Genomic DNA, 18,351 nt, shown 5'->3' with positions numbered 1-18,351 from the left:
AGGCGGCCGGGCCCGGAACACTGGAGGCATGACCACACGAATCGATCACAGCATCTGGCCCGGTATCCCCTGCGACGACCCGCTCGCCGTGCGCGACTGGCTCACCCGCCTCGGCTTCGTCCCCGGCATCCTGGTCGAGGGCGACGGCGACCGGCAGGTCCACCATTCGGAGATGCTCTGGCCTGAGGGCGGACGCGTCATGATCCACTCGGCCGCCCCCGACCTGCCCGCCGCCCGCGGGTCGGGCAACGTCTACGTCGTCGTCGACGACCCCGACGCGGTCTACGCGCGGGCCGTCGAACTCGGTGCGACCCTGGTGCGCGACCTCAAGGACGAGGACTATGGATCCCGGGGGTTCACCGTGGCCGACGCCGAGGGGAACGCATGGAGTTTCGGGACATACGCGGGTTGAGCGGTCTCACGATCACCCCGTACCGGATCGTGGGCGGGCGGCCCGGCACCCACGCCGGGCTGCCGTCGCCCACCGTCACCCTGGTGATCGATCTCGGCACCGGCCTCACCCTCTCGACCGACGACGATGCGCCACGTACCTTCCGTGCGGCGCTCGGCGGCATGCACCTGCGACCGGTCGCCATCCATCACGACGGCACCCAGGTCGGCGTGCAGCTGGATTTGGCCCCGGCCGCCGTGCGCACCCTGTTCGGCCTCCCGCCCGGCGAACTCTTCGGCCGCAACCTGGCACTCGCCGACCTCGCTCCCGGCCTGGCCGGCCGCCTGTACGACGACCTCGGTGCCGCCGAACCGGACACCCGTGCGGCACGCTGCGCCGCTCTGCTGACGGCGGTACCCCGGTACCGGGCTCCCGCCGACGACGACGCCGCGCGGATCTGGCAGTTCCTTGCCCGCCGTCGTGGGCGGGTGACCGTCGCCGAACTGGTCGACCGCTCGGGCTGGTCCGCCCGCAAACTCTCCGCCCTGTTCGCCGCCGAATACGGCATGGGTCTCAAGCAGGCGGCCCGGCTCTTCCGCTTCGATCACGCACGGCGACGGCTCGAGACCGGTACGCCGATCGCCGAGGTGGCCGCCGACTGCGGCTACGCCGACCAGGCGCATCTCACCCGCGAGGTCCACGACTTCACCGGCCTACCACCCGCGGCGTTCCTCGCCGCGCGGACCGCCGAGTTCGCGGGTGCGACCCGATCCTGACCGTACTGTGGCGTACAGGCATGGCGTAGTGGCACCGACGAGGAGAAACACGTCAAGCATCCGCCGGTCGGGCACGCCGGCGCTAGCGCTTGCGGCCACCCCGGCGACTCACTCGATCCGATTGCCCGCGGCGTCCCAATGCTCGGCGACCTTCTTGCTCGGCTGCACGCGCGGCGGTTCGCCGGGCATCTTCGGATAGCTCGGCGGGTACGGCATGTCGCCCAGGCCGGCGGCGTCATCGCGCTGCACCATCTCCAGCAGCACCTCGATACCGACACTGCGGGCGTCGATGTCCGTCCACGGATCGCCGCGTCGCGCGAGAAGTTCCGGGACCGTCGACACAGTGAAGTCCGCCGGCTCGGCATCGGCGAGCTCATCCCAGGTCAGCGGGGTGGAGACCTGTGCGCGCGGGGTCTTGCGAACCGAATAGGGCGAAGCCATACTGCGGTCGCGCGCATTCTGATTGAAGTCAATGAACACCCGGTCGCCGCGCTCCTCCTTCCACCAGGAGGTGGTGACCGCGGCCGGATCCCGGCGCTCCAGCTCCCGAGCCAGCGCGATCACCGCGCGCCGGGTCGCGATGAAGTCCCAGCCCGGTTCGATCGGGATGTACACGTGCACGCCGCGCTTGCCGGAGGTCTTCGGGAAGCCGGGGAGGCCGAGTTCGTCGAGCAGCGGCCGGAGCAGCTCGAGCGCCACCCGTCGGGCGTCGGCGTAGGTGGTGTCGCCGGACGGATCGAGGTCGAGCCGGAGCTGGTCGGGATGGTCGTTGTCGGGGGATGGTGACATGTCGCCCGCTCGCTTCGCTCCCGGCGCGACCGACGACATGTCGCCCGCTCGCTTCGCTCCCGGCGCGACCGTCGGCCACGTGTGGAAGGTCAGCGTTCCGAGGTTCGCCGCCCACACCGCATCGGCCGGAATCCGCGGGCAGAACGCCTGCCCGGAGCGCTTGGACGGGAACACCACCTCGGTCGATTCGACGTGCGCGGGGCGGTACTTGGTGAGGTGCTTCTGATAGATCTGGTCCCCGTCGACACCGTCGGGGTAGCGCTCCAGGTACGTCGGGCGCCCGGCGATCGCGGTCATCAGCGCACCCTGCAGGGCCACGGCCTCGTAGTACTCGACCAGGTCGCGCTTGCGACCGCCGACCTCGCCCAGTTCCGGGAAATAGATCTTGTCGGGATTGCTCAGCTTCACCTCGACGCCGTCGACGTCCAGCATCTCCGGTTTCGGTTTCGGCATCAGGATCCCTCCAGCACGTCGTACACGTCGTAGGTCAGCGGAACCTCGAGCTGGTCGTAGGTGCACGACGACGGCTCTCGGTCGGGGCGCCAGCGCAAGAACTTGACGGTGTGCCGGAACCTGTCGTTCTCCATCTGGTCGTACGCCACCTCGACCACCAGTTCTCGCCGGATCGGGATCCACTCCCCCGTCGCCGACGAGCGCCAGCGATTGACCTCACCCGGCGCCACCGCGTCGGGGTCGAGGCGGAGCTTCTCGAATCGTTCTTGCAGCTCGACCCGTTTCGTGTCGGAGAAGGCACTGGAACCGCCCACCATCCGGACGTCGCCCGCGTCGTCATAGAGGCCCAGCAGCATGGAGCCGAGGCCGGTCCCGCTCTTGTGCACGCGGTAGCCGAGGACCACGCAGTCCGCGGTCCGCTTGTGCTTGATCTTGAGCATCTCGCGTTTGCCGGGGACATAGCGGCCGTCGAGCCGCTTGGCGACCACCCCGTCGAGGCCGGCCCCCTCGAACGCGGTGAACCAGTCCTGGGCCTGCCGCGCGTCGTGCGTGACGCGGCTGATACGCAGGCGGCCGGCGGCACCGATCGCCTGACGCAGAGCGTCGCGGCGTGCGGCGAAGGGCTCCCCCATCAGATCGCGCGCGCCGAGGGCGAGCGCGTCGAAGCCGATGAACATCGCCGGTGTCTCATCCGCGAGTTTGGCGATCCGGGAGGCCGCGGGGTGGATCCGCTGAGAGAGCGAGTCCCAGTCGAGGCGCCACACCTCACCGCCGGCCGGGTTCGCCGCATCGGTCGAGCTCGTCCCGCCGGTTGAGCTCGTCACGCCGGTTGAGCTCGTCACGCCGGTTGAGCCTGTCGAAACCACCCGCGGCACGCAGACCTCACCGTCGACCACCACCCGCTCGGGCAGTTCCGTCTTCGCGGCCTCGACCAGCTCCGGAAAGTACCTGGCCAGGTCCTTGCCGCCGCGCGAGGAGATCTCGACCTCGTCGCCGTCGCGGAAGATCAACGCGCGGAAGCCGTCCCACTTCGGCTCGTACGACCACCCCGGCTCCCCGTCCGGCTGCGGCGGCACGGCCGTGACCGCCTTGGCGAGCATCGGCGCGACGGGCGGGTTCACCGGGAGATCCACCCCTCCATCCTCATGGAGGGCTCGCGATTGCACAACGCGCCCCGACGGTGCCCGGCGCGAAAGTGATGCTCCTATTGGTGTCAAGCGGCGTCGGCGAGCCATTGGCGGTAGGCGTCGGCGAGGTTGTCGTCGCGTTTGAGGCCGCGTTCGAGGCGTGAGATTTCGGTCGGCCATTTGCCGAAGTGACCGGCTGCCGCGGTGAGGGTGAGGTTCTTTGCCTGGCGAGTCGGGCGGAGGTCGCTGTAGTCGTCGATCTCGATGACGCGGGTCAGAAGGGACAGCGTCCCTTAGAGTGGTGGACTTTGGATCGGCGTGAGTGCGCGTTGATCAATGAGTCGAGTCGAGGTTAGGCGATCTGTTGATCGGTGGTGGCGGGTTCGGGTTGTCCGTTGGTAAGTGACTGTTGTTTGGCTGCGATCGTGCGGCGGAGATCGGCCATGGAGACGTCAGAGAAGTAGCGGCGGGTGACTTGCCATTCGTCGTGGGCCTCGATGACCACGGCGGTGGCCAGGCGCAGGAACGCGGCCGGGTTGGGGAAGATCTCCACGACGTCGGCGCGGCGTTTGATCTCTTTGTTGAGTCGCTCGATCGGATTGTTCGACCAGATCTTCTGCCAGTGCGTCTGCGGGAACGCGCTGAACGCGAGGACGTCGGGTTTGGCCTGGTTCATCATCGCTGCCACTTTCGGAAACGAGGCGGCCAGCGAGTCGGCGACCTGGTCCCATTGGGCAGACAGGTCGGCCGGATCGGTGTGAGCGAAGATCGTGCGGACTGCCGCGGTCACGACCGGGCCCTGTTTACCGGGGACGACCCCGTGCAGGTTCCGCATGAAATGCACGCGGCAGCGTTGCCAGGCCGCGCCGGTGAACTGCTGGGCGACGGCGGCTTTGAGTCCGGCGTGCGCGTCGGAGATCACCAGATGCACGCCGGTCAGGCCTCGGGCTTTGAGGGAGGCCAGGAACTCGCGCCAGAACTCGAACGATTCACTATCTCCCACAGCGGTACCGAGGACTTCACGGGTTCCGGCCGCTGAGACCCCGGTTGCTACGACCAGGGCTTGGGAGACCACGTGGGCGCCGACCCGCACTTTGCAGAACGTGGCGTCGCAGAAGATGTAGGGAAACTCGGTGTGGGTGAGCGAACGCTGCCGGAACGCGGTGATCTGCTCATCGAGGCCACCACAGATCCGGGAGACCTCGGACTTGGAGATCCCGGTATCGACGCCGAGGGCGCGCACCAGATCATCGACATTGCGGGTAGAGACGCCGTGGACGTAGGCCTCCATGATCACCGCATGCAATGCCTGATCGACCCGTCGCCGCTTCTCCAGTAGGGATGGGAAGAACGACCCCGACCGGAGCTTGGGGATCTTCACCGATACATCCCCGGAAGTCGTCGAGATCGTCTTGGCGCGGTGCCCGTTGCGGTGGGTGCAACGATCAACACTGCGCTGGTAACGGCCGGCACCGATCTTCCCGGCCGCTTCGGCCTCGATGAGCGATTGCAAGCCCGCACGGATCAGCTCAGCGAACACCGCACCGGAATCGGCGGAGGCAAGAGCATCGAGCTGAGCGAACAGGGCAGAATGGTCGCGGGTCATCGCGTGGTCCTTGTCTTCGAGTCACTTTTGTCGGTAACTCATTGACCTCTACGCGATGGCCCACCCATCTACAGGGAAGACACCCCGACCCCGGCCCCGAAACCCCACCACTCCACGGGACTTACCCAGTCGCGGGTCGGCTGATGGCTGGACATACGGACCAGTGCGATCCGGTGCAGAGCGTTGTTCGCCGCACGGTCCCCGCCGCGCGAGAGACGATGCCGCGAGGTCTTCCCCGACGATGCTGGGACCGGCGCTGCTCCGCACAGGGCGGCGAAGGAGGCTTCGCTGCGTAGGCGCTCGGGGTTGGCGCCGGCAGTGATGATCAGTTGGGCGGCCGTGTCGGGGCCGACGCCGTAGGCCGCACGCAATGCCGGGTTCATCTCAGTGACCAGGACATCGATCTGGTCGGTGAGGTCGCGGTCCTGGTCGTCGAGGAACTGGACCCGTTTGGCCAGGGTCTTTAGCGCCGACAGCGCCGTGACTGCGATCTGGTCGGTATGGGCGTGAGGCCGGCAACCCGCCAGTGCTGTGACCATCGCCGATACTGTTGTGTCGCTGTACTTTTCGCGAACTTTCACCGGTGCCCCGATGAGGATTGCTTTGATCTGATTGATCGCCGCAGTACGGGCTTTCACGCCGGAACGTCGTGCCAGATGCAGAGTGCGGACCATGTTGGTGCGTTCGTCCTTCGGTATTGCGATGCCGTCACCGGCCAGGACTGCGCGAGCCGCTGCAACGGCATCGAGCGGATCGGACTTGCCTTTGATCCGCTTCTTGTCTTTACGGCCTCCGTACACCTCGGCCACGGACAGTCCTGCCGCGTGGAGCACCCGGGTGATTCCCATGCCGTAGCTGCTAGTGCATTCCACACCAGCGGCACCGACGTCGTGCCCATCAAGGAACTCGGTCACCTCCCGGTACCCGTGCGAGGTCGCCGGGAACTCTCGGTCGGCAAGTGCGCCGCCGACCGGTGTGATGACTGCGACGTGCAGAGTGTCCTTGTGGGTGTCGATTCCAGCGATGTTCCTGCCGACGTCGATGACTGCCATGATGGGGATGTCCCTTCAAGTGAAGTGGGCGCTCCCGGGCGGCGGCGGTCAGACAAGACATTGGTTAGGCACCGGCCAGGCTCCTGATTAGGTCATGACCACCGCCGCTCGCGAGCATTCGAGCGCTCCACGCCGGCCGGACAGATCAATTGGTGGACAACCCAGCAGGGCGTCAGTCGTACCCGGAGTCACGACCGGCGTGGAACTACCGACCATCATCAATGTCGTATCTGTTGGTCGGCGACCAACAGATACGACACTCATGGCGCCCGTCGGCCGCTCAGCGGCGAGCCACCTCGATGGTCGCCGCGCCGTCGTCCCCGAAGGCGTACCGACTGAGGGCGATCTTCGCGGTCTCGGTGGTCGTCGGGGTGAAGGTGAACGATCGGGTGCCGGACCCGTACGACGAGCCCTCGTCCGAGCTGACGCGGCCCTTCGACGTGAACACCTCGAAGCTCAGGTAGGTCCGCGACGGCACGCCCCGCAGCTCGATGGTCACCGGCCGGCCCGACTGCACATCCAGCTCGATCACCTGGACGGCGGTGTCCAGGGATCCGGCGTCGCGGGCCGGGAAGGTGACCGACACCGAGTTCTTGCCGACCAGGCTGGCGTCGGCCTTGACCTTCATCGCCATCTCCGGGATCCGGAACTCGAAGCCCAGAAGTCGGTACAGCTGGTCGTCGGTCGAGTTCTTGACCGTGTAGAGGGTGCTCCCCACCATGGTCTGCACCGGATCGATGTGCCATCCCGCACCATCACGGGTGGCCACCACACCGTTCTGCCCGGCGAGGACACCCGTGCCCACGGCGACGACGGCGCCCGGCGCGTCGCCTCCGCAGAACTTCTCGGATTCCCCGTCGACGGTGACGCAGCCTTCGTTGATCACGCCCGAGGCGCGCTCACCGTTCGCGACGGCCTCGAACTTCAGGTGGTCGACGTTGACGAAGGTCACGCCGTCGTGCACCTCCGACGAATACCTCCCGTCGGAGAACGTCAGGCGCTGGATCTCCTCGAGTCCGGTGTCCGACTGCAGGAATGATCGGTACGTCGCAGCCATCTGGCCGTAGTACGTCGGCAACGTGGCGATCAGCGGGTCGAGCGAGTTCTGATCCACCGTCTTCGACAGTGCCGCCACGAAGCCCGCGGCCGCGTCCTCCGGGCTGCCGAATCGCTCCGGGGTCACCGGCTTGGCGCGGTAGTCGGCCTTGTACCCGCCGTCGTCGAGCATCGCGTGCTCGACGGCGGTGTAGGCGGGGCTGACATACCAGCGATCCCCCTGCTTCACCGTCATCACGAACGGGTCGATCCGCGCGCCGTCGCGGCCGTAGGTCTGCAGATCGTGCACGTCGATCGTGCCGTGACCCGATTCGAGGTCGTCCCCGAAGAGATCCTTGAGGCCCGGGTTAGCGGTGCCCGGGTCGAACCGGACATCGATGGTGCCGTCGGTGAAGGTGACCCGGGCCAGATCGCCGCGGAGGTCGTCGACCTTGGTCCGCACATTCGCGGTGGTGATCGTGACGCCCGCGAGCAGGCCGTCGTGTCCACCACCCTTCTGCACGCCGACGTCCTGGGCTCGCTGTTGCAGGGCGTCCACGATCTCGCCCAGCGATCCGGCTTCGGCAGGCGCGATGAGCTTGGCGACGGCGGAGGTGTCGCGCCGGGTGGCCGCGGCGAGCATGTCGAGCGCGGCGGTGTCGGCCGAACTCGCGCCCTTCCGCTCGTTGGAACCGCCCATCATCACGAGGGTGGTCACCAGCGCGGCGACCACCGCGACCACGGCCACCAGGCTGCTGGCGATGATCCAGTTGCGTTTGCGGGTGCTGCCCGGCGCGGCGGGCGGCGGCCCCTGGTGGAACGGGTCCTGCGGCGGAAACTGCTGGCCGGGCGGCGGGTAGTTCGGGGGAAACTGCTGCCCCGGAGGCGGGAACTGCTGCCCCGGCGGTGGGAACGACTGTCCCGGCGGCGGGAACGGCATGCCCGGCTGGGATACCGGATGGGTGCCGGGAGGACCGGCGGGCGGAGGCGGCGCGTACTGACCGGTCCCCGGCGGCGGGAACTGACCGGTCCCAGGCGGCGGGAACTGGCCGGTGCCCGGCGGCGGATACTGGCCCGGGAACTGGGCGGCGCCGGGCGGCGGAAACTGGCCGGGGCCCGGCTGGTTCTGATTCGTCTCGTCGGCCATCGCGACCCTCCCAGTACGCGGCGCCCAGGGTGCCGGGCGCAAGATGCGACGAACCTAGCACATCGCCCGTACGCTCCCGCGACGGAAAGCCGCTGCTCTAGCTGTACTTCCCCGTGAGGTTGTGAACGCGGGCTGAGGGGACGAGGCCGCCGATCCCGGTGTGGGGTCGGTGGTGATTGTAGTGGTGCAGCCAGTGCTGGTAGGCCGCTGCGCGTTCGGTGTCACTGGTGTACGGGGCGGCGTAGGCCCATTCGGCGGCCAGCGTCCGGTTGAAGCGTTCGACTTTCCCGTTGGTCTGGGGCCGGTACGGCCTGGTCCGCTTGTGCTTGATACTCGGGCCCAGGGCCGCGGCGAACACACGCGAGCGGTAGCAGGATCCGTTATCGGTCATCACCGCGGTCACGGTGACTCCGATCTCGGCGAAGAACGCGTTGGCCCGTTCCCAGAACCCTGCCGCGGTCTCCTTGCGTTCGTCATCGAGGATCTCCGAATACGCCACGCGCGAGTGGTCATCGACGGCGTGGTGCAGGTACCGGTAGCCCCGCGATTCTGCTGCGCCGCCGCGGGCAGCCTGGTCACGGTGCCGCCCGGCTCTGAGGTCCTGGGCCGAGCCGCGTCCATGGACCCGCCATCCGCCGCCGTCAGGGATTCGGCCGAGTTTCTTGATGTCGACATGGACCAGCCGGCCGGGACGGTCGACTTCGTACCTCTTGGGCGCGGCCGGCGCACCGGCAGCCCGGTGGCCTGGTCCAGGTGCGCCAGCGGCGGCATCCGGTACCGAGTCAGGACCCTGCCCACGGTCGAACGCGGAAGCCGCAGGTGGTAGGCGATGCGGTGTGGTCCCCAGCGGCGAGTGAACCGCAGACCGATGATCCGCCGCTCGGTGCGCCGGTTCAGACGCGTCGGACAGGTCTGGGGACGGGAACTACGGTCGGTCAACTCCTGACCGGCGCGGTACCTGTCGGCCCATCGCTTGGCCGTGGCCAGGGAAACCTGGAACCGCTGCGCTGCCCGCCGCAGCGGCCAACCGTCCTCGACGATCAGCACCGCCAGGCGTCGTCTGCCCTCCGGCGTCAAGGGTGCGTTAGCGTGGACCATGAAGACCTCCGTGGCTTGATGTCAGTGTGGTAACCCACATCCTGCCCGGAGGTCTTCACTTCACCTCAGATGTTCACAACGTGTCGGGGAAGTACATCTAGCCCATGTCCTTGTGTCGCGACACTAGCGCCGGATCTCGCGGATGTTCATCACCGCGAGAGCAGCCACCAGGAACACCGACGTGTAGAGCAGCGACAGGAAGATCCCCCACAGCACCGAGGTGGGGTCGAACACGAGCCGGCTCGCCGCGACCCAGGCGTCGTAATTCCGGGTCGGCAGCCACCCCCGGCTGGTCCCGAACGAACTGAACGCGCCCAGCAGGTGGCTGCCGATAGTGAGGGCGATCGTCGCCGTCGCGGCGACCGACGCGTTGTCCCCGGCGAGCACCGACAGCAGGAGTGCGAGCGCCGCGACCCAGCTGAGATACACCAGGATGTAGCCGACCATCATGGCGAGCCGGACGTAGATCTGCGCGCCCGTCACGCCGGGTCCGGCGACCGGCAGCAGCGTCCCGGAACCGAAGAACGCCCACCCGACCAGATAGCTCACCGCGGCGTAGACCAGGACCCCGACCGCCACCAGCGCCGCGAGCGCGGCGGCCTTGACCAGCACCAGCCTGCTGCGCGGGACCGGCACGGTCGCCAGCACCCGCAGATACCGCCAGGCCGATTCGCGGGCGATCGAATCCCCGAACAGGTACGCCACCGCGACGACGAGGAACAGCTGGGAACCCAGGAACAGGGTGACCACGGTGAAATTCGCGGCGCCGGCCGTCGCCAGCCGGCCCAGCACGTCGCCCTCGATCAGGAAGTCCGTGGTGCCCATCCGCAGAACGACGGCCAAGATCAGCGGAATGAGGCAGGCCGCCGCCAGCAGCACCCAGGTGCCGCGGCGTTGCAGTTGCCGGGCGATCTCGGTCCGCGTACTCAGGGCCGGTCGCGGCGAGCGGGCGCCACCCGGCGCCACCGCATGGTCGATCGCGGGCAGGCTGGTCGCCGATGCATCGAGCGCGGGTCGCCCGGACGCCGGCGTCGACGGCGCCCGGCCGCTCGCGCGATAAACCGTGGTCAACCGGTCGGGCGAGCCGGAGTCGCCACCGGCGGGTGCGGGCACGGCGTCGAGCGGCCCGGACCAGGCGACCCTGCCCTCGCGGATCACCAGCGCGTCGGTGCACAGGACGGCGAGCTCGGGCAGCTGATGCGTGGAGACGACGATGGTGCGTCCGGTGGCCGAGTACCGGCCGAGAGCCGCGGTCAGGTCCGCGATCTGATCGGGGTCGAGACCGTTCGTCGGTTCGTCGAGGATCAGCAGTTCGGGGAGACCGAGCATGGCCTGGGCCAGGGCGAGTCGCTGTCGCAGCCCCATGCTGTACGTGCCCGCCCGGTGGTCGGCGACCGCGCCGAGTCCGGTCAGTTCGATCACCGTCTCCACGTGCGCGTCAGCCGGATCCCGGCCGCTGATCCGCCACAGCGACACCAGGTTCTGCCGTCCGGTCAGGTGGGGCACCACGCCGGGCTCGTCGATCGTGATGCCGGCCCGCGCGAGGACCGGTGCACCCGGGGTGACCGGGACACCGAAGATCGACGCCTGCCCGGCGTCAGCGTCGGCGAGCCCGGCGAGTATGCGCAGCAAGGTGGTCTTTCCCGCCCCGTTGGGACCGAGCAACGCCAGCACCCGCCCCGGCGGAAGCTCGAAGCTCAGGTCGTCGAGCACGACGCGGTCCCCGTACCTCTTGGTCAGCCGCAGCGCGGACACCGCCGGCCCGCCCACGACCCGCACCTGCGCCGAACGCCGCCGGCGCACCACGAGCACGACGATCGCGGCGGCCACCCATGCCAGGATCAGCAGCGCGGTGCCGATCACCGGGATCAGTTGCGCGGCGCCGATCGGCCCGAAGATGAACATGGTCGCTGACGGTATCAACACCGCCGGTGTCCTACGGTGTTGTCATGCCCGCCGGCCGCTTCGCCCCCTCACCGTCCGGCGACCTGCATGTCGGCAATCTGCGCACCGCGCTGCTGGCCTGGCTCTTCGCCCGGTCGACCGGCCGGGACTTCCTGATCCGGATGGAAGACCTGGACGGCCGGACCCGGCCCGGCGCCGCGCAGCGGCAACTGGCCGACGTCGCCGCGCTCGGGCTGGACTGGTCCGAGCCGGTGGTGGCGCAGTCCGATCGGCTCGGCGTCTACCGGTCGGTGGTGGACGGGCTGGTGGCCGCCGGGGAGACCTTCGAGTGCTTCTGCACACGCCGCGAGATCCAGGACGCGCCGACAGCACCGCACGCCCCGCCCGGCGCCTACCCGGGCACGTGCCGGGATCTGACGCAGGTGCAGCGGGCGCAGCGGCGGCGTGAACGTCCCGCCGCGATCCGCCTCCGTGCGCACCTGCCGCGGTTCACCGTGCACGACACGCTCCACGGCGAGTTCACCGGCGACGTCGACGACTTCGTGCTGCTCCGCGGCGACGGCACCCCCGCGTACAACCTGGCGGTGGTCGTGGACGACGCCGCCTTCGGCATCGACCAGGTGGTGCGCGGCGGCGATCTGCTCTCGTCGGCGCCACGCCAGGCGTACCTCGCGCAACGGCTGGGCTATCCGGTTCCGGAGTACGCCCACGTCCCGATGGTGCTCAGCCCTTCGACAGGCTCAGGGGGCGAACCGGTGCGCCTCTCGAAACGGGATGGCGCGATCACCCTGGCCCAGCTCGCCGAACGCGGCTACGACGCCCCCCGGGTGCTCGGTCTGATGGCGGAGTCGCTGAATCTGGCCGGACCGGGCGAGCCGGTGACCGCCCAACAACTCCTGAAGCGCTTCGATCCGGCGTCGCTCCCCCGAGAGCCCTGGATCTTCACCGGGGTCTGACCCCGGCCGAAGGCTTGGCTTCGACACGCTCCTCGGCCGGTGCCTCGAAACTGCTCGGCCGGCCGCCGACGTGACCGGAGCACGTCGATCCGCCGCCCCGGCGGCGAGAGACCTGAGGTCAGCGGGGCCAGTCGAGGGCGCGCGGCAGCCACGGATCCCCGTAGTGGCCGGGCAGTCGGCCCCAGCACATCAGATCCTCCGCCATGGCGCAGGCGTAGCTCCCATAGCTGTCGACGGCGATGGCCGTCGCCCCGGTGACCCCTTTGACGTCGACCGGCAGCCCCGACCGCGACGTATCACCGGTGCCCAGTTGTCCTTCGCTGTTGTCGCCCGCGCACTTCACGGTGCCCTCGGCCGTGATCGCGCACAGCAACGGCGAACCGACGGTCTCGAAGGTGGTGGTGCCGGGAACCTGGTCACCCTGTACCGATTTCGTGGTGACCGCGAGGTCGGTGATCCGGCCGAACCCGGGGATCTTGGTCGGCCGCGGGTATGACCTGGTCAGGCTCAGCTTGTCGCCGACGAGACCGGCTATGTTCCCCCAGCAGTACGGCTCGGAGTCGCTGACAGCGCAGGTCACTCCGTTTCGGGTCTGGATTCTGGTCACGTTCCCGAGGCCGTCGACCTTGGTGGGCTGGATGCGCGAGTCGCCGCGGGCGTCGCCCGCCTGCCCCTGCTCGTTGCGGCCCCAGCACCAGACGGCGTGATCGGCCAGCGCGCAGCCGGTGTCCCAGCTCGCCGAGAGGTCTGAGACTCCGGACAGCCCCGGAATCTTGGTCGGCTTCGCCCTCTCCAGGCCGCTCAGCGCGGGGGACCAGTCACCGAGATCGCCCCAGCAGTACACCTCCCCGGCATTGATCGCACACGGCGATCCGCCGTTGCCTGCCACCACCGTCGCCTCGTTCATGCCCGGCACGGCCTGCGGCGTGTCGGTCATGGCCTCACTGGTGCTACCCGTCCCGAGCTGGCCTGCCGAGTTGCCACCCCAGCAATAGACCTGCCCGGCGGCCACCGCGCAGGGTGTCGCGGAGGTATCCAGCGAACTCACCGACTTCAGCGATTCCTTCACGACCGGACGGTCGTTGTCGTCGGTGCAGGCCAGCGGGCCGTCCTTGTGCGCAGCGCAGATCGTCGTCAGATCACCGGAGATCACCGCGCGCGACGGGGCCGCCGCGGTGCCAGCGGTGCCGCCGCCGGATCGAGTCAGCACGAAGGCGGTGATACCGACGACCACCAGCACGACGGCGATCAGTGCTCCGACGAGCAGCGGTACCTTGGACCGCCGCCGCGCCTCCGGTGCCGCGGGCGCACCCGGGTGCTGCGCCGGAGTGCCGGGCACCGCGGCAGACACGCCCTCGATCGCGGCCCGCAGCGCCGCCGTGAACGACCTGCTATCCGGAAAACGCTCCGCCGGATTCTTCGCCAACGCGCGGTAGAAGACCGGGTCCGCGGCCGGCGGCAGCTGCGGATTCCGGACGGCGGCCGAGGGGATCGGGTCTTGCCCGTGGGCCAGCACGATCGCCGTCGACGACGACCCCGCATACGGCGGCGTGCCGGTGAGCAGTGCGAACGCGGTGGCGGCCAGCGAATACTGATCCGAGCGCGGATCGAGCGGCCGGCCGCGCAGTTGTTCCGGGGAAGCGAAGACGACGGCGTCCAGCGACCCCTCCGCCGTGTCGGGCGGCGGCGAGACCAGCGCGGCACGACCGGCCGCGTCGACCGTGATGTTCTCCGGCCGCACCGACCGGTAGACCTCCCCGCGCGCCCCGGCGCCGTCGAGCGCCTGGGCGACCTCCCCGAGCATTCGCGCGATCTCGGGCGGCGGCAATGGCTGCGATCGGGCGAGGTCGGCGAGGGTGCGTGGGACGTCTCCGACGGACCCGTCGCCGGACTGAGGGCTGCTCACGCGGGGAATCGTACGCCGAGCGGCGGACGCTATTGCCTGCAAACGACGGGTTGTTCGGCACGGCTTGTTCGGCACAGCGCGCCGCCGTCCGCGCGCAGAGTGCCGAATCAGGCTTCACTGCGAGGCCCGATTCGGCAGTTTGCGGGGCTTCGACGGGGCTCAGCCGGCGGACGGGCTCAGCCGGCGGACGGGCTCGGCCTGGCGAAAGCGGACTCAGTCGTTCCGGCGCGTTCCCGCGTAGTACCGGCGCAAGAACTCGTCGCGGTACTCGAAGTAGGTGCCGTCCTCGATGGCCTGCCGGGCACGGTCGACCAGGGTCACCGTGAAGCTCAGGTTGTGCAGCGTCGCCAGCGTGGACGCCAGCCCCTCCTTCGCCCGGAACAGATGGTGCAGGTAGGCGCGGGTGTACTGAGTCGAGTAGTTGTCGAGTTCGGCGTCGAGCGGCGAGAAGTCGTTGCGGTACTTGGCGTTGGTGATGTTGTAGCGGCCGTCGAAGGAATAGATGGCGCCGTTGCGGGCCACCCGGGTCGGCGAGACGCAGTCGAAGGTGTCGGCGCCGTTCTCGATCGCGGTGAAGATGTCGTCGGGCTCGCTGATGCCGAGGAGGTGGCGCGGGGCGTCGTCGGGCAACTCGTCGGTGACCCAGCCGACGATGGTGCCGAGGTTCGCCTTCTCCAGCGCACCGCCGATGCCGTAGCCGCCGAAGCCCTTGCCGCCGTTGTCGCGGTCGATCCGGGACAGTTCGACGAGGTCGCGCGTCGCCTTGCGGCGCAGATCCTCGTACTGCGCCCCCTGCACGACTCCCCAGAGCGCCTGCTGCGGCCGATGCGAACGCTCGACGGACAGCCGGTTGTGCTCGGCCAGGCAGCGGATCGCCCACTGCCGGGTGCGTTCCAGCGACTCCTCCTGATACCCGCGGGTGTTCATCAGGGTGGTCAGTTCGTCGAACGCGAAGATGATGTCCGCGCCGAGCTGGTGCTGGATCCGCATGGACACCTCGGGGGTGAACCGATGCCGCGACCCGTCCAGGTGTGACTTGAACGTCACTCCGTCGTCGTCGACGTTGGCGAGTCGTTCCTTGCCGGGCGCGATGGCGGCGTCGTCCTGGCTCCCCTCGACGTCCATCGAGATGACCTTCTTGAAGCCGACGCCGAGGCTCATCACCTGGAAGCCGCCGCTGTCGGTGTAGGTGGGGCCCGGCCAGTTCATGAATCGGCCCAGGCCACCGGCCTGATCGATGATCTCCGGCCCCGGCTGCAGGTACAGGTGGTAGGCGTTCGCGAGCACGGCCTGCGCGCCCAGCGCGGCGACCGATTCGGGCGTCACGGTCTTGACGCTGGCCTTGGTGCCGACCGGGATGAACGCCGGCGTGTGGATCTCCCCGTGCGGGGTGACGATGGTGCCGGTCCGTCCCGCGGTCCCGTCGAGAGTGGCGCGCCGGACGAATTCACTGGTGGTCACCCGGGCGATTCTCCCATAGCGTGGAATCCATGACTTCGACCCTGCGACCGATGACGAAGCTGACCGCCGCCGCGATGTTCGCGTGCGCACTGGGCCTGGCGGTGACCGGCTGCGGCGACCAGAAGGAGGCCACCGCCACCTCCGGCACGGTGACCGCTCCGGCCGACAGCAGTATCCCGGTGGTCGGCGGTGTGAGCCCGCAGAGCCAGGCCCCCGCCTCGGAGGACACCTCCGCCGCCGCGGACGAGAAGAACTGCGGCATGACCGGCGGCCCCGACGGCGCCCTCCATGTCCGGCTCGCCGCCGGCGACGTGACCTGCAAGACCGCGATGTCGATCGCGAAGGACTACAGCCCGCTGATCGCCACCGGTAAGCCGCAGACGGTGTCCGGCTGGAACTGCGGTCCGTCGAGCGAGGAGAACGAGCTGGCCCGCTGCACCAAGGACGGGCAGGCGATCGCGTTCACGGTCAACTGACGACGAGAACGGTCCCCGGCCCCGCGGCAGCGGGACCGGGGATCGTCGTCACTTCATTCCGGACAGCGGGAGCGTCGGCCCCCAGCCCGAGCAGGGGGTGTTCCGGTCCATCACCGGAGTCCACTCCCCCGCTCTGCCCTTCGCGATGAGCTCATCCGTCGCGATCTCCTTCGGCAGGATCCCGACGTACAGCGCGTAACTTCCGTCCGCGGCGTTCCGCGTGGTGCACGCGGCGACGATGCGATAGTCGCCGGTGTAGTCGGTGAACTCCGTTCCCCGATCCGGCACCAGCGGCTTCGTCAGATTGAGCTGTTCGGTGGAGAACGCGATGTCGCCGAAATTCCGGACCCTGCCGTCGCCCACTTGAGTCCCTCGGTACTTGTCGGTGAACATCCGCTTGTTCGCCGTGTTCGCGGTGAGACCGACGAGTTCCCGCGGCGGCAGATCATCGAGCGACGTCAGGTAGACACTCCCGTCCGGCACATCCGGTGCAGGCCGCGGCTTGGTCGATGACGCCTGCCGGCCGTCGTCGCCGCCGCCACAGGCGACGAGAGTCGCCATCGAAACGAATGCGATCGTCGCCGCCAGGCCGCGTCGCGCGGGATGCTCTGGCAATGCACTCCCCGTCCTTCCTTGCCCCGCTGTTCAGGTGATCCACCTGACCGCACTGCCGGCCAGGTCCCTGGAACAGTAGGAAGAAGAACGTGCGTGCCGGGCGCCCAACCCGACGGGATCCGGCGTTTCCGCACGTAGATTCGTTGCGCGAGAATTCCGGTCCGGAAACCTCTCACCCGGCGACCTGCGGATACGCCGATCGCCGACGACCCACCCGCACGGGGCGACCGCCGTCAGCCGAGGGCTTGCGCGACCCGTTCGAGCGCGGCCACCCGGCTGCCCTTGACCAGGACGGCGTCGCCCTCGGTGAGGTCGCCCAGCGCGGCGACCGCCGCGTCGACGTCCGCGACGTGCGTCACGCCGTCGCCGTAGGCGGGCTCGTCGACGGCGATCACCGCGACGCCCAGGTCGTGCGCCAGTGCGGCCACCTCGCGATGGGCGGCGGGGCCGTCGTCGCCGAGTTCGGCCATGGTGCCCAGGACGGCGAAGCGCCGTCGTGCGTCGAGGCGCGCCAGCGACCCGAGCGCGGCGGCCATCGACGTCGGGTTGGCGTTGTACGCGTCGTTGATGACGACGACGCCCGCGCCGGTGGTGGCCAGTTCCATGCGCAGACCGGAGAGTCGTGCGCCGGCCAGCCCGGCGGCGATCGCGTCGACCGGTACGCCGAGTCCGCCGCCGGCCGCCGCCGCGGCGAGCGCGTTGGGGACCTGGTGTTCGCCGCGGGCACCGAGGGCGACCGCCGCGGCACCCCACGGGGTGATCAGGTCGAAGCGGGGACGCAGCTGGTCGTCGAGCACGACGTTCTCCGCGCGGACGTCGGCGCCCGGGGCCAGGCCGTAGGTCAGCACGCGCGCCTGGGTGCGTGCGTCCATGGCGGCGACGATCTCGTGGTCGGCGTTGAGGATCGCCAGGCCGTCGGCGGGCAGCGACTCGACCAGCTCGCCCTTCGCCCGGGCGACGTCGTCGAGCGAACCGAACATCTCCAGGTGGACGCCCTCGACGCGGGTGAGGACGCCGACGGTGGGCGACGCGATCTCGCACAGCAGCGCGATGTGCCCCACGCCGCGGGCCCCCATCTCGAGGACGACGGCCTCGGTGTCGTCGGGCGCGCCGAGCAGGGTCAGCGGCAGGCCGAGCTCGTTGTTGAAGCTCTTCTCGCTGGCCGCGGTGCGGTAGGTGGTCTCCAGAACGCCGGCCAGGAGGTCTTTGGTGGAGGTCTTGCCGACCGATCCGGTGACGCCCACCACGCGGTCGGGCAGGCGTCGTCGTGCCTCGCGGCCGAGCGCGGCGAGCGCCGTGAAGGTGTCGTCGACCTGGATCGCGGTGGCCGGCAGCGCGAGATCGGGTGCCCGATCGGTCAGATAGGCGCTCGCCCCGGCCGCGACGGCGGCGGGGATGAAATCGTGTCCGTCGCGCTCGGCGACGATCGGCACGAACAGCTGACCGGCACGCAGCGCCCGCGAGTCGATGCCCGCCGAGTCGACCTGGACGTCGGGACCGTGGAGGGTGCCGCCGGTCGCGGCGGCGATCTGACTGGCGAGAAGGTGCACGCGGCACA

The 18,351-nt window shown here is 69.3% G+C and carries 14 protein-coding genes and 1 pseudogene; 4 read left to right on the top strand and 11 right to left on the bottom strand.

The window, feature by feature from the left end:
- Window positions 1-28 precede the first annotated feature (28 nt).
- Window positions 29-412 (top strand): VOC family protein, encoded by a 384-nt coding sequence (locus MYK68_RS01370; protein ID WP_247865867.1) that lies wholly within the window; start codon window positions 29-31, stop codon window positions 410-412.
- Window positions 409-1,167 carry a helix-turn-helix domain-containing protein gene (locus MYK68_RS01365; RefSeq protein ID WP_349306150.1) on the top strand — a complete coding sequence of 253 codons (759 nt, stop codon included), beginning with the start codon at window positions 409-411 and terminating at the stop codon, window positions 1,165-1,167. The genes MYK68_RS01370 and MYK68_RS01365 overlap by 4 nt, the downstream gene beginning before the upstream one ends.
- A gap of 108 nt (window positions 1,168-1,275) precedes the next feature.
- Here the strand turns inward: MYK68_RS01365 and MYK68_RS01360 are convergent, their stop codons facing one another.
- From MYK68_RS01360 to MYK68_RS01330, 7 genes and pseudogenes are all read right to left on the bottom strand, one after another.
- Window positions 1,276-2,409, bottom strand: coding sequence for a DNA polymerase domain-containing protein (locus MYK68_RS01360; protein ID WP_247865865.1), 1,134 nt, complete (start codon window positions 2,407-2,409; stop codon window positions 1,276-1,278).
- Window positions 2,409-3,542, bottom strand: coding sequence for an ATP-dependent DNA ligase (locus MYK68_RS01355; protein ID WP_247865863.1), 1,134 nt, complete (start codon window positions 3,540-3,542; stop codon window positions 2,409-2,411). Before MYK68_RS01355 ends, MYK68_RS01360 begins: the two co-directional genes overlap by 1 nt.
- 346 nt (window positions 3,543-3,888) lie before the next feature.
- Window positions 3,889-5,142 (bottom strand): IS256 family transposase, encoded by a 1,254-nt coding sequence (locus MYK68_RS01350; RefSeq protein ID WP_247864952.1) that lies wholly within the window; start codon window positions 5,140-5,142, stop codon window positions 3,889-3,891.
- A gap of 68 nt (window positions 5,143-5,210) precedes the next feature.
- Window positions 5,211-6,194 carry an IS110 family RNA-guided transposase gene (locus MYK68_RS01345; protein ID WP_247865860.1) on the bottom strand — a complete coding sequence of 328 codons (984 nt, stop codon included), beginning with the start codon at window positions 6,192-6,194 and terminating at the stop codon, window positions 5,211-5,213.
- 280 nt (window positions 6,195-6,474) lie between these two features.
- Complete coding sequence (locus MYK68_RS01340) at window positions 6,475-8,376, bottom strand: hypothetical protein (RefSeq protein WP_247865859.1); 1,902 nt, start codon at window positions 8,374-8,376, stop codon at window positions 6,475-6,477.
- 97 nt (window positions 8,377-8,473) lie between these two features.
- Window positions 8,474-9,474 (bottom strand): annotated as a pseudogene (locus tag MYK68_RS01335) (IS481 family transposase).
- A 123-nt stretch (window positions 9,475-9,597) separates the two neighbouring features.
- Entirely contained in the window at window positions 9,598-11,379 is a 1,782-nt protein-coding gene (locus tag MYK68_RS01330; RefSeq protein WP_247865858.1) for an ATP-binding cassette domain-containing protein, read from the bottom strand.
- A gap of 44 nt (window positions 11,380-11,423) precedes the next feature.
- Between MYK68_RS01330 and gluQRS the strand changes: the two genes are divergently transcribed.
- Complete coding sequence (gluQRS, locus tag MYK68_RS01325) at window positions 11,424-12,335, top strand: tRNA glutamyl-Q(34) synthetase GluQRS (RefSeq protein ID WP_247865856.1); 912 nt, start codon at window positions 11,424-11,426, stop codon at window positions 12,333-12,335.
- Between the two features lie 118 nt (window positions 12,336-12,453).
- On the opposite strand, the gene MYK68_RS01320 is transcribed toward gluQRS, so the two are convergent.
- The gene (locus tag MYK68_RS01320; protein WP_247865854.1) at window positions 12,454-14,241 is read right to left on the bottom strand and encodes a protein kinase family protein; all 1,788 of its coding nucleotides are present in this window, start codon (window positions 14,239-14,241) and stop codon (window positions 12,454-12,456) included.
- Between the two features lie 213 nt (window positions 14,242-14,454).
- On the bottom strand, window positions 14,455-15,702 hold the full coding sequence (gene tgt, locus MYK68_RS01315; protein ID WP_247865853.1) for a tRNA guanosine(34) transglycosylase Tgt: 1,248 nt from the start codon (window positions 15,700-15,702) through the stop codon (window positions 14,455-14,457).
- Between the two features lie 50 nt (window positions 15,703-15,752).
- On the opposite strand from tgt, the gene MYK68_RS01310 reads away from it, so the two are divergent.
- On the top strand, window positions 15,753-16,178 hold the full coding sequence (locus MYK68_RS01310; protein ID WP_247865851.1) for a hypothetical protein: 426 nt from the start codon (window positions 15,753-15,755) through the stop codon (window positions 16,176-16,178).
- Window positions 16,179-16,226: 48 nt separating this feature from the next.
- On the opposite strand, the gene MYK68_RS01305 is transcribed toward MYK68_RS01310, so the two are convergent.
- Both MYK68_RS01305 and MYK68_RS01300 read right to left on the bottom strand, forming a co-directional pair.
- Window positions 16,227-16,739, bottom strand: coding sequence for a hypothetical protein (locus tag MYK68_RS01305; protein ID WP_247865849.1), 513 nt, complete (start codon window positions 16,737-16,739; stop codon window positions 16,227-16,229).
- A gap of 287 nt (window positions 16,740-17,026) precedes the next feature.
- Entirely contained in the window at window positions 17,027-18,343 is a 1,317-nt protein-coding gene (locus MYK68_RS01300) for a UDP-N-acetylmuramoyl-tripeptide--D-alanyl-D-alanine ligase (protein WP_247865847.1), read from the bottom strand.
- Window positions 18,344-18,351 lie beyond the last annotated feature (8 nt).

The sequence above is a fragment of the Gordonia sp. PP30 genome, assembly GCF_023100845.1.
GTDB lineage: Bacteria > Actinomycetota > Actinomycetes > Mycobacteriales > Mycobacteriaceae > Gordonia.
The sequence above is the reverse complement of the archived record's forward strand: the minus strand, read 5'-3'. Positions and strand labels throughout refer to the sequence as shown.

Bases quoted from the DNA above. Each gene is read 5' to 3' on its own strand.
- MYK68_RS01360 (WP_247865865.1), bottom strand. From the start codon at position 2,409: ATGCCGAAACCGAAACCGGAGATGCTGGACGTCGACGGCGTCGAGGTG.
- MYK68_RS01305 (WP_247865849.1), bottom strand. From the start codon at position 16,739: ATGGCGACTCTCGTCGCCTGTGGCGGCGGCGACGACGGCCGGCAGGCG.
- MYK68_RS01330 (WP_247865858.1), bottom strand. From the start codon at position 11,379: ATGTTCATCTTCGGGCCGATCGGCGCCGCGCAACTGATCCCGGTGATC.
- MYK68_RS01310 (WP_247865851.1), top strand. From the start codon at position 15,753: ATGACGAAGCTGACCGCCGCCGCGATGTTCGCGTGCGCACTGGGCCTG.
- MYK68_RS01350 (WP_247864952.1), bottom strand. From the start codon at position 5,142: ATGACCCGCGACCATTCTGCCCTGTTCGCTCAGCTCGATGCTCTTGCC.
- MYK68_RS01340 (WP_247865859.1), bottom strand. From the start codon at position 8,376: ATGGCCGACGAGACGAATCAGAACCAGCCGGGCCCCGGCCAGTTTCCG.
- gluQRS (WP_247865856.1), top strand. From the start codon at position 11,424: ATGCCCGCCGGCCGCTTCGCCCCCTCACCGTCCGGCGACCTGCATGTC.
- MYK68_RS01370 (WP_247865867.1), top strand. From the start codon at position 29: ATGACCACACGAATCGATCACAGCATCTGGCCCGGTATCCCCTGCGAC.
- MYK68_RS01345 (WP_247865860.1), bottom strand. From the start codon at position 6,194: ATGGCAGTCATCGACGTCGGCAGGAACATCGCTGGAATCGACACCCAC.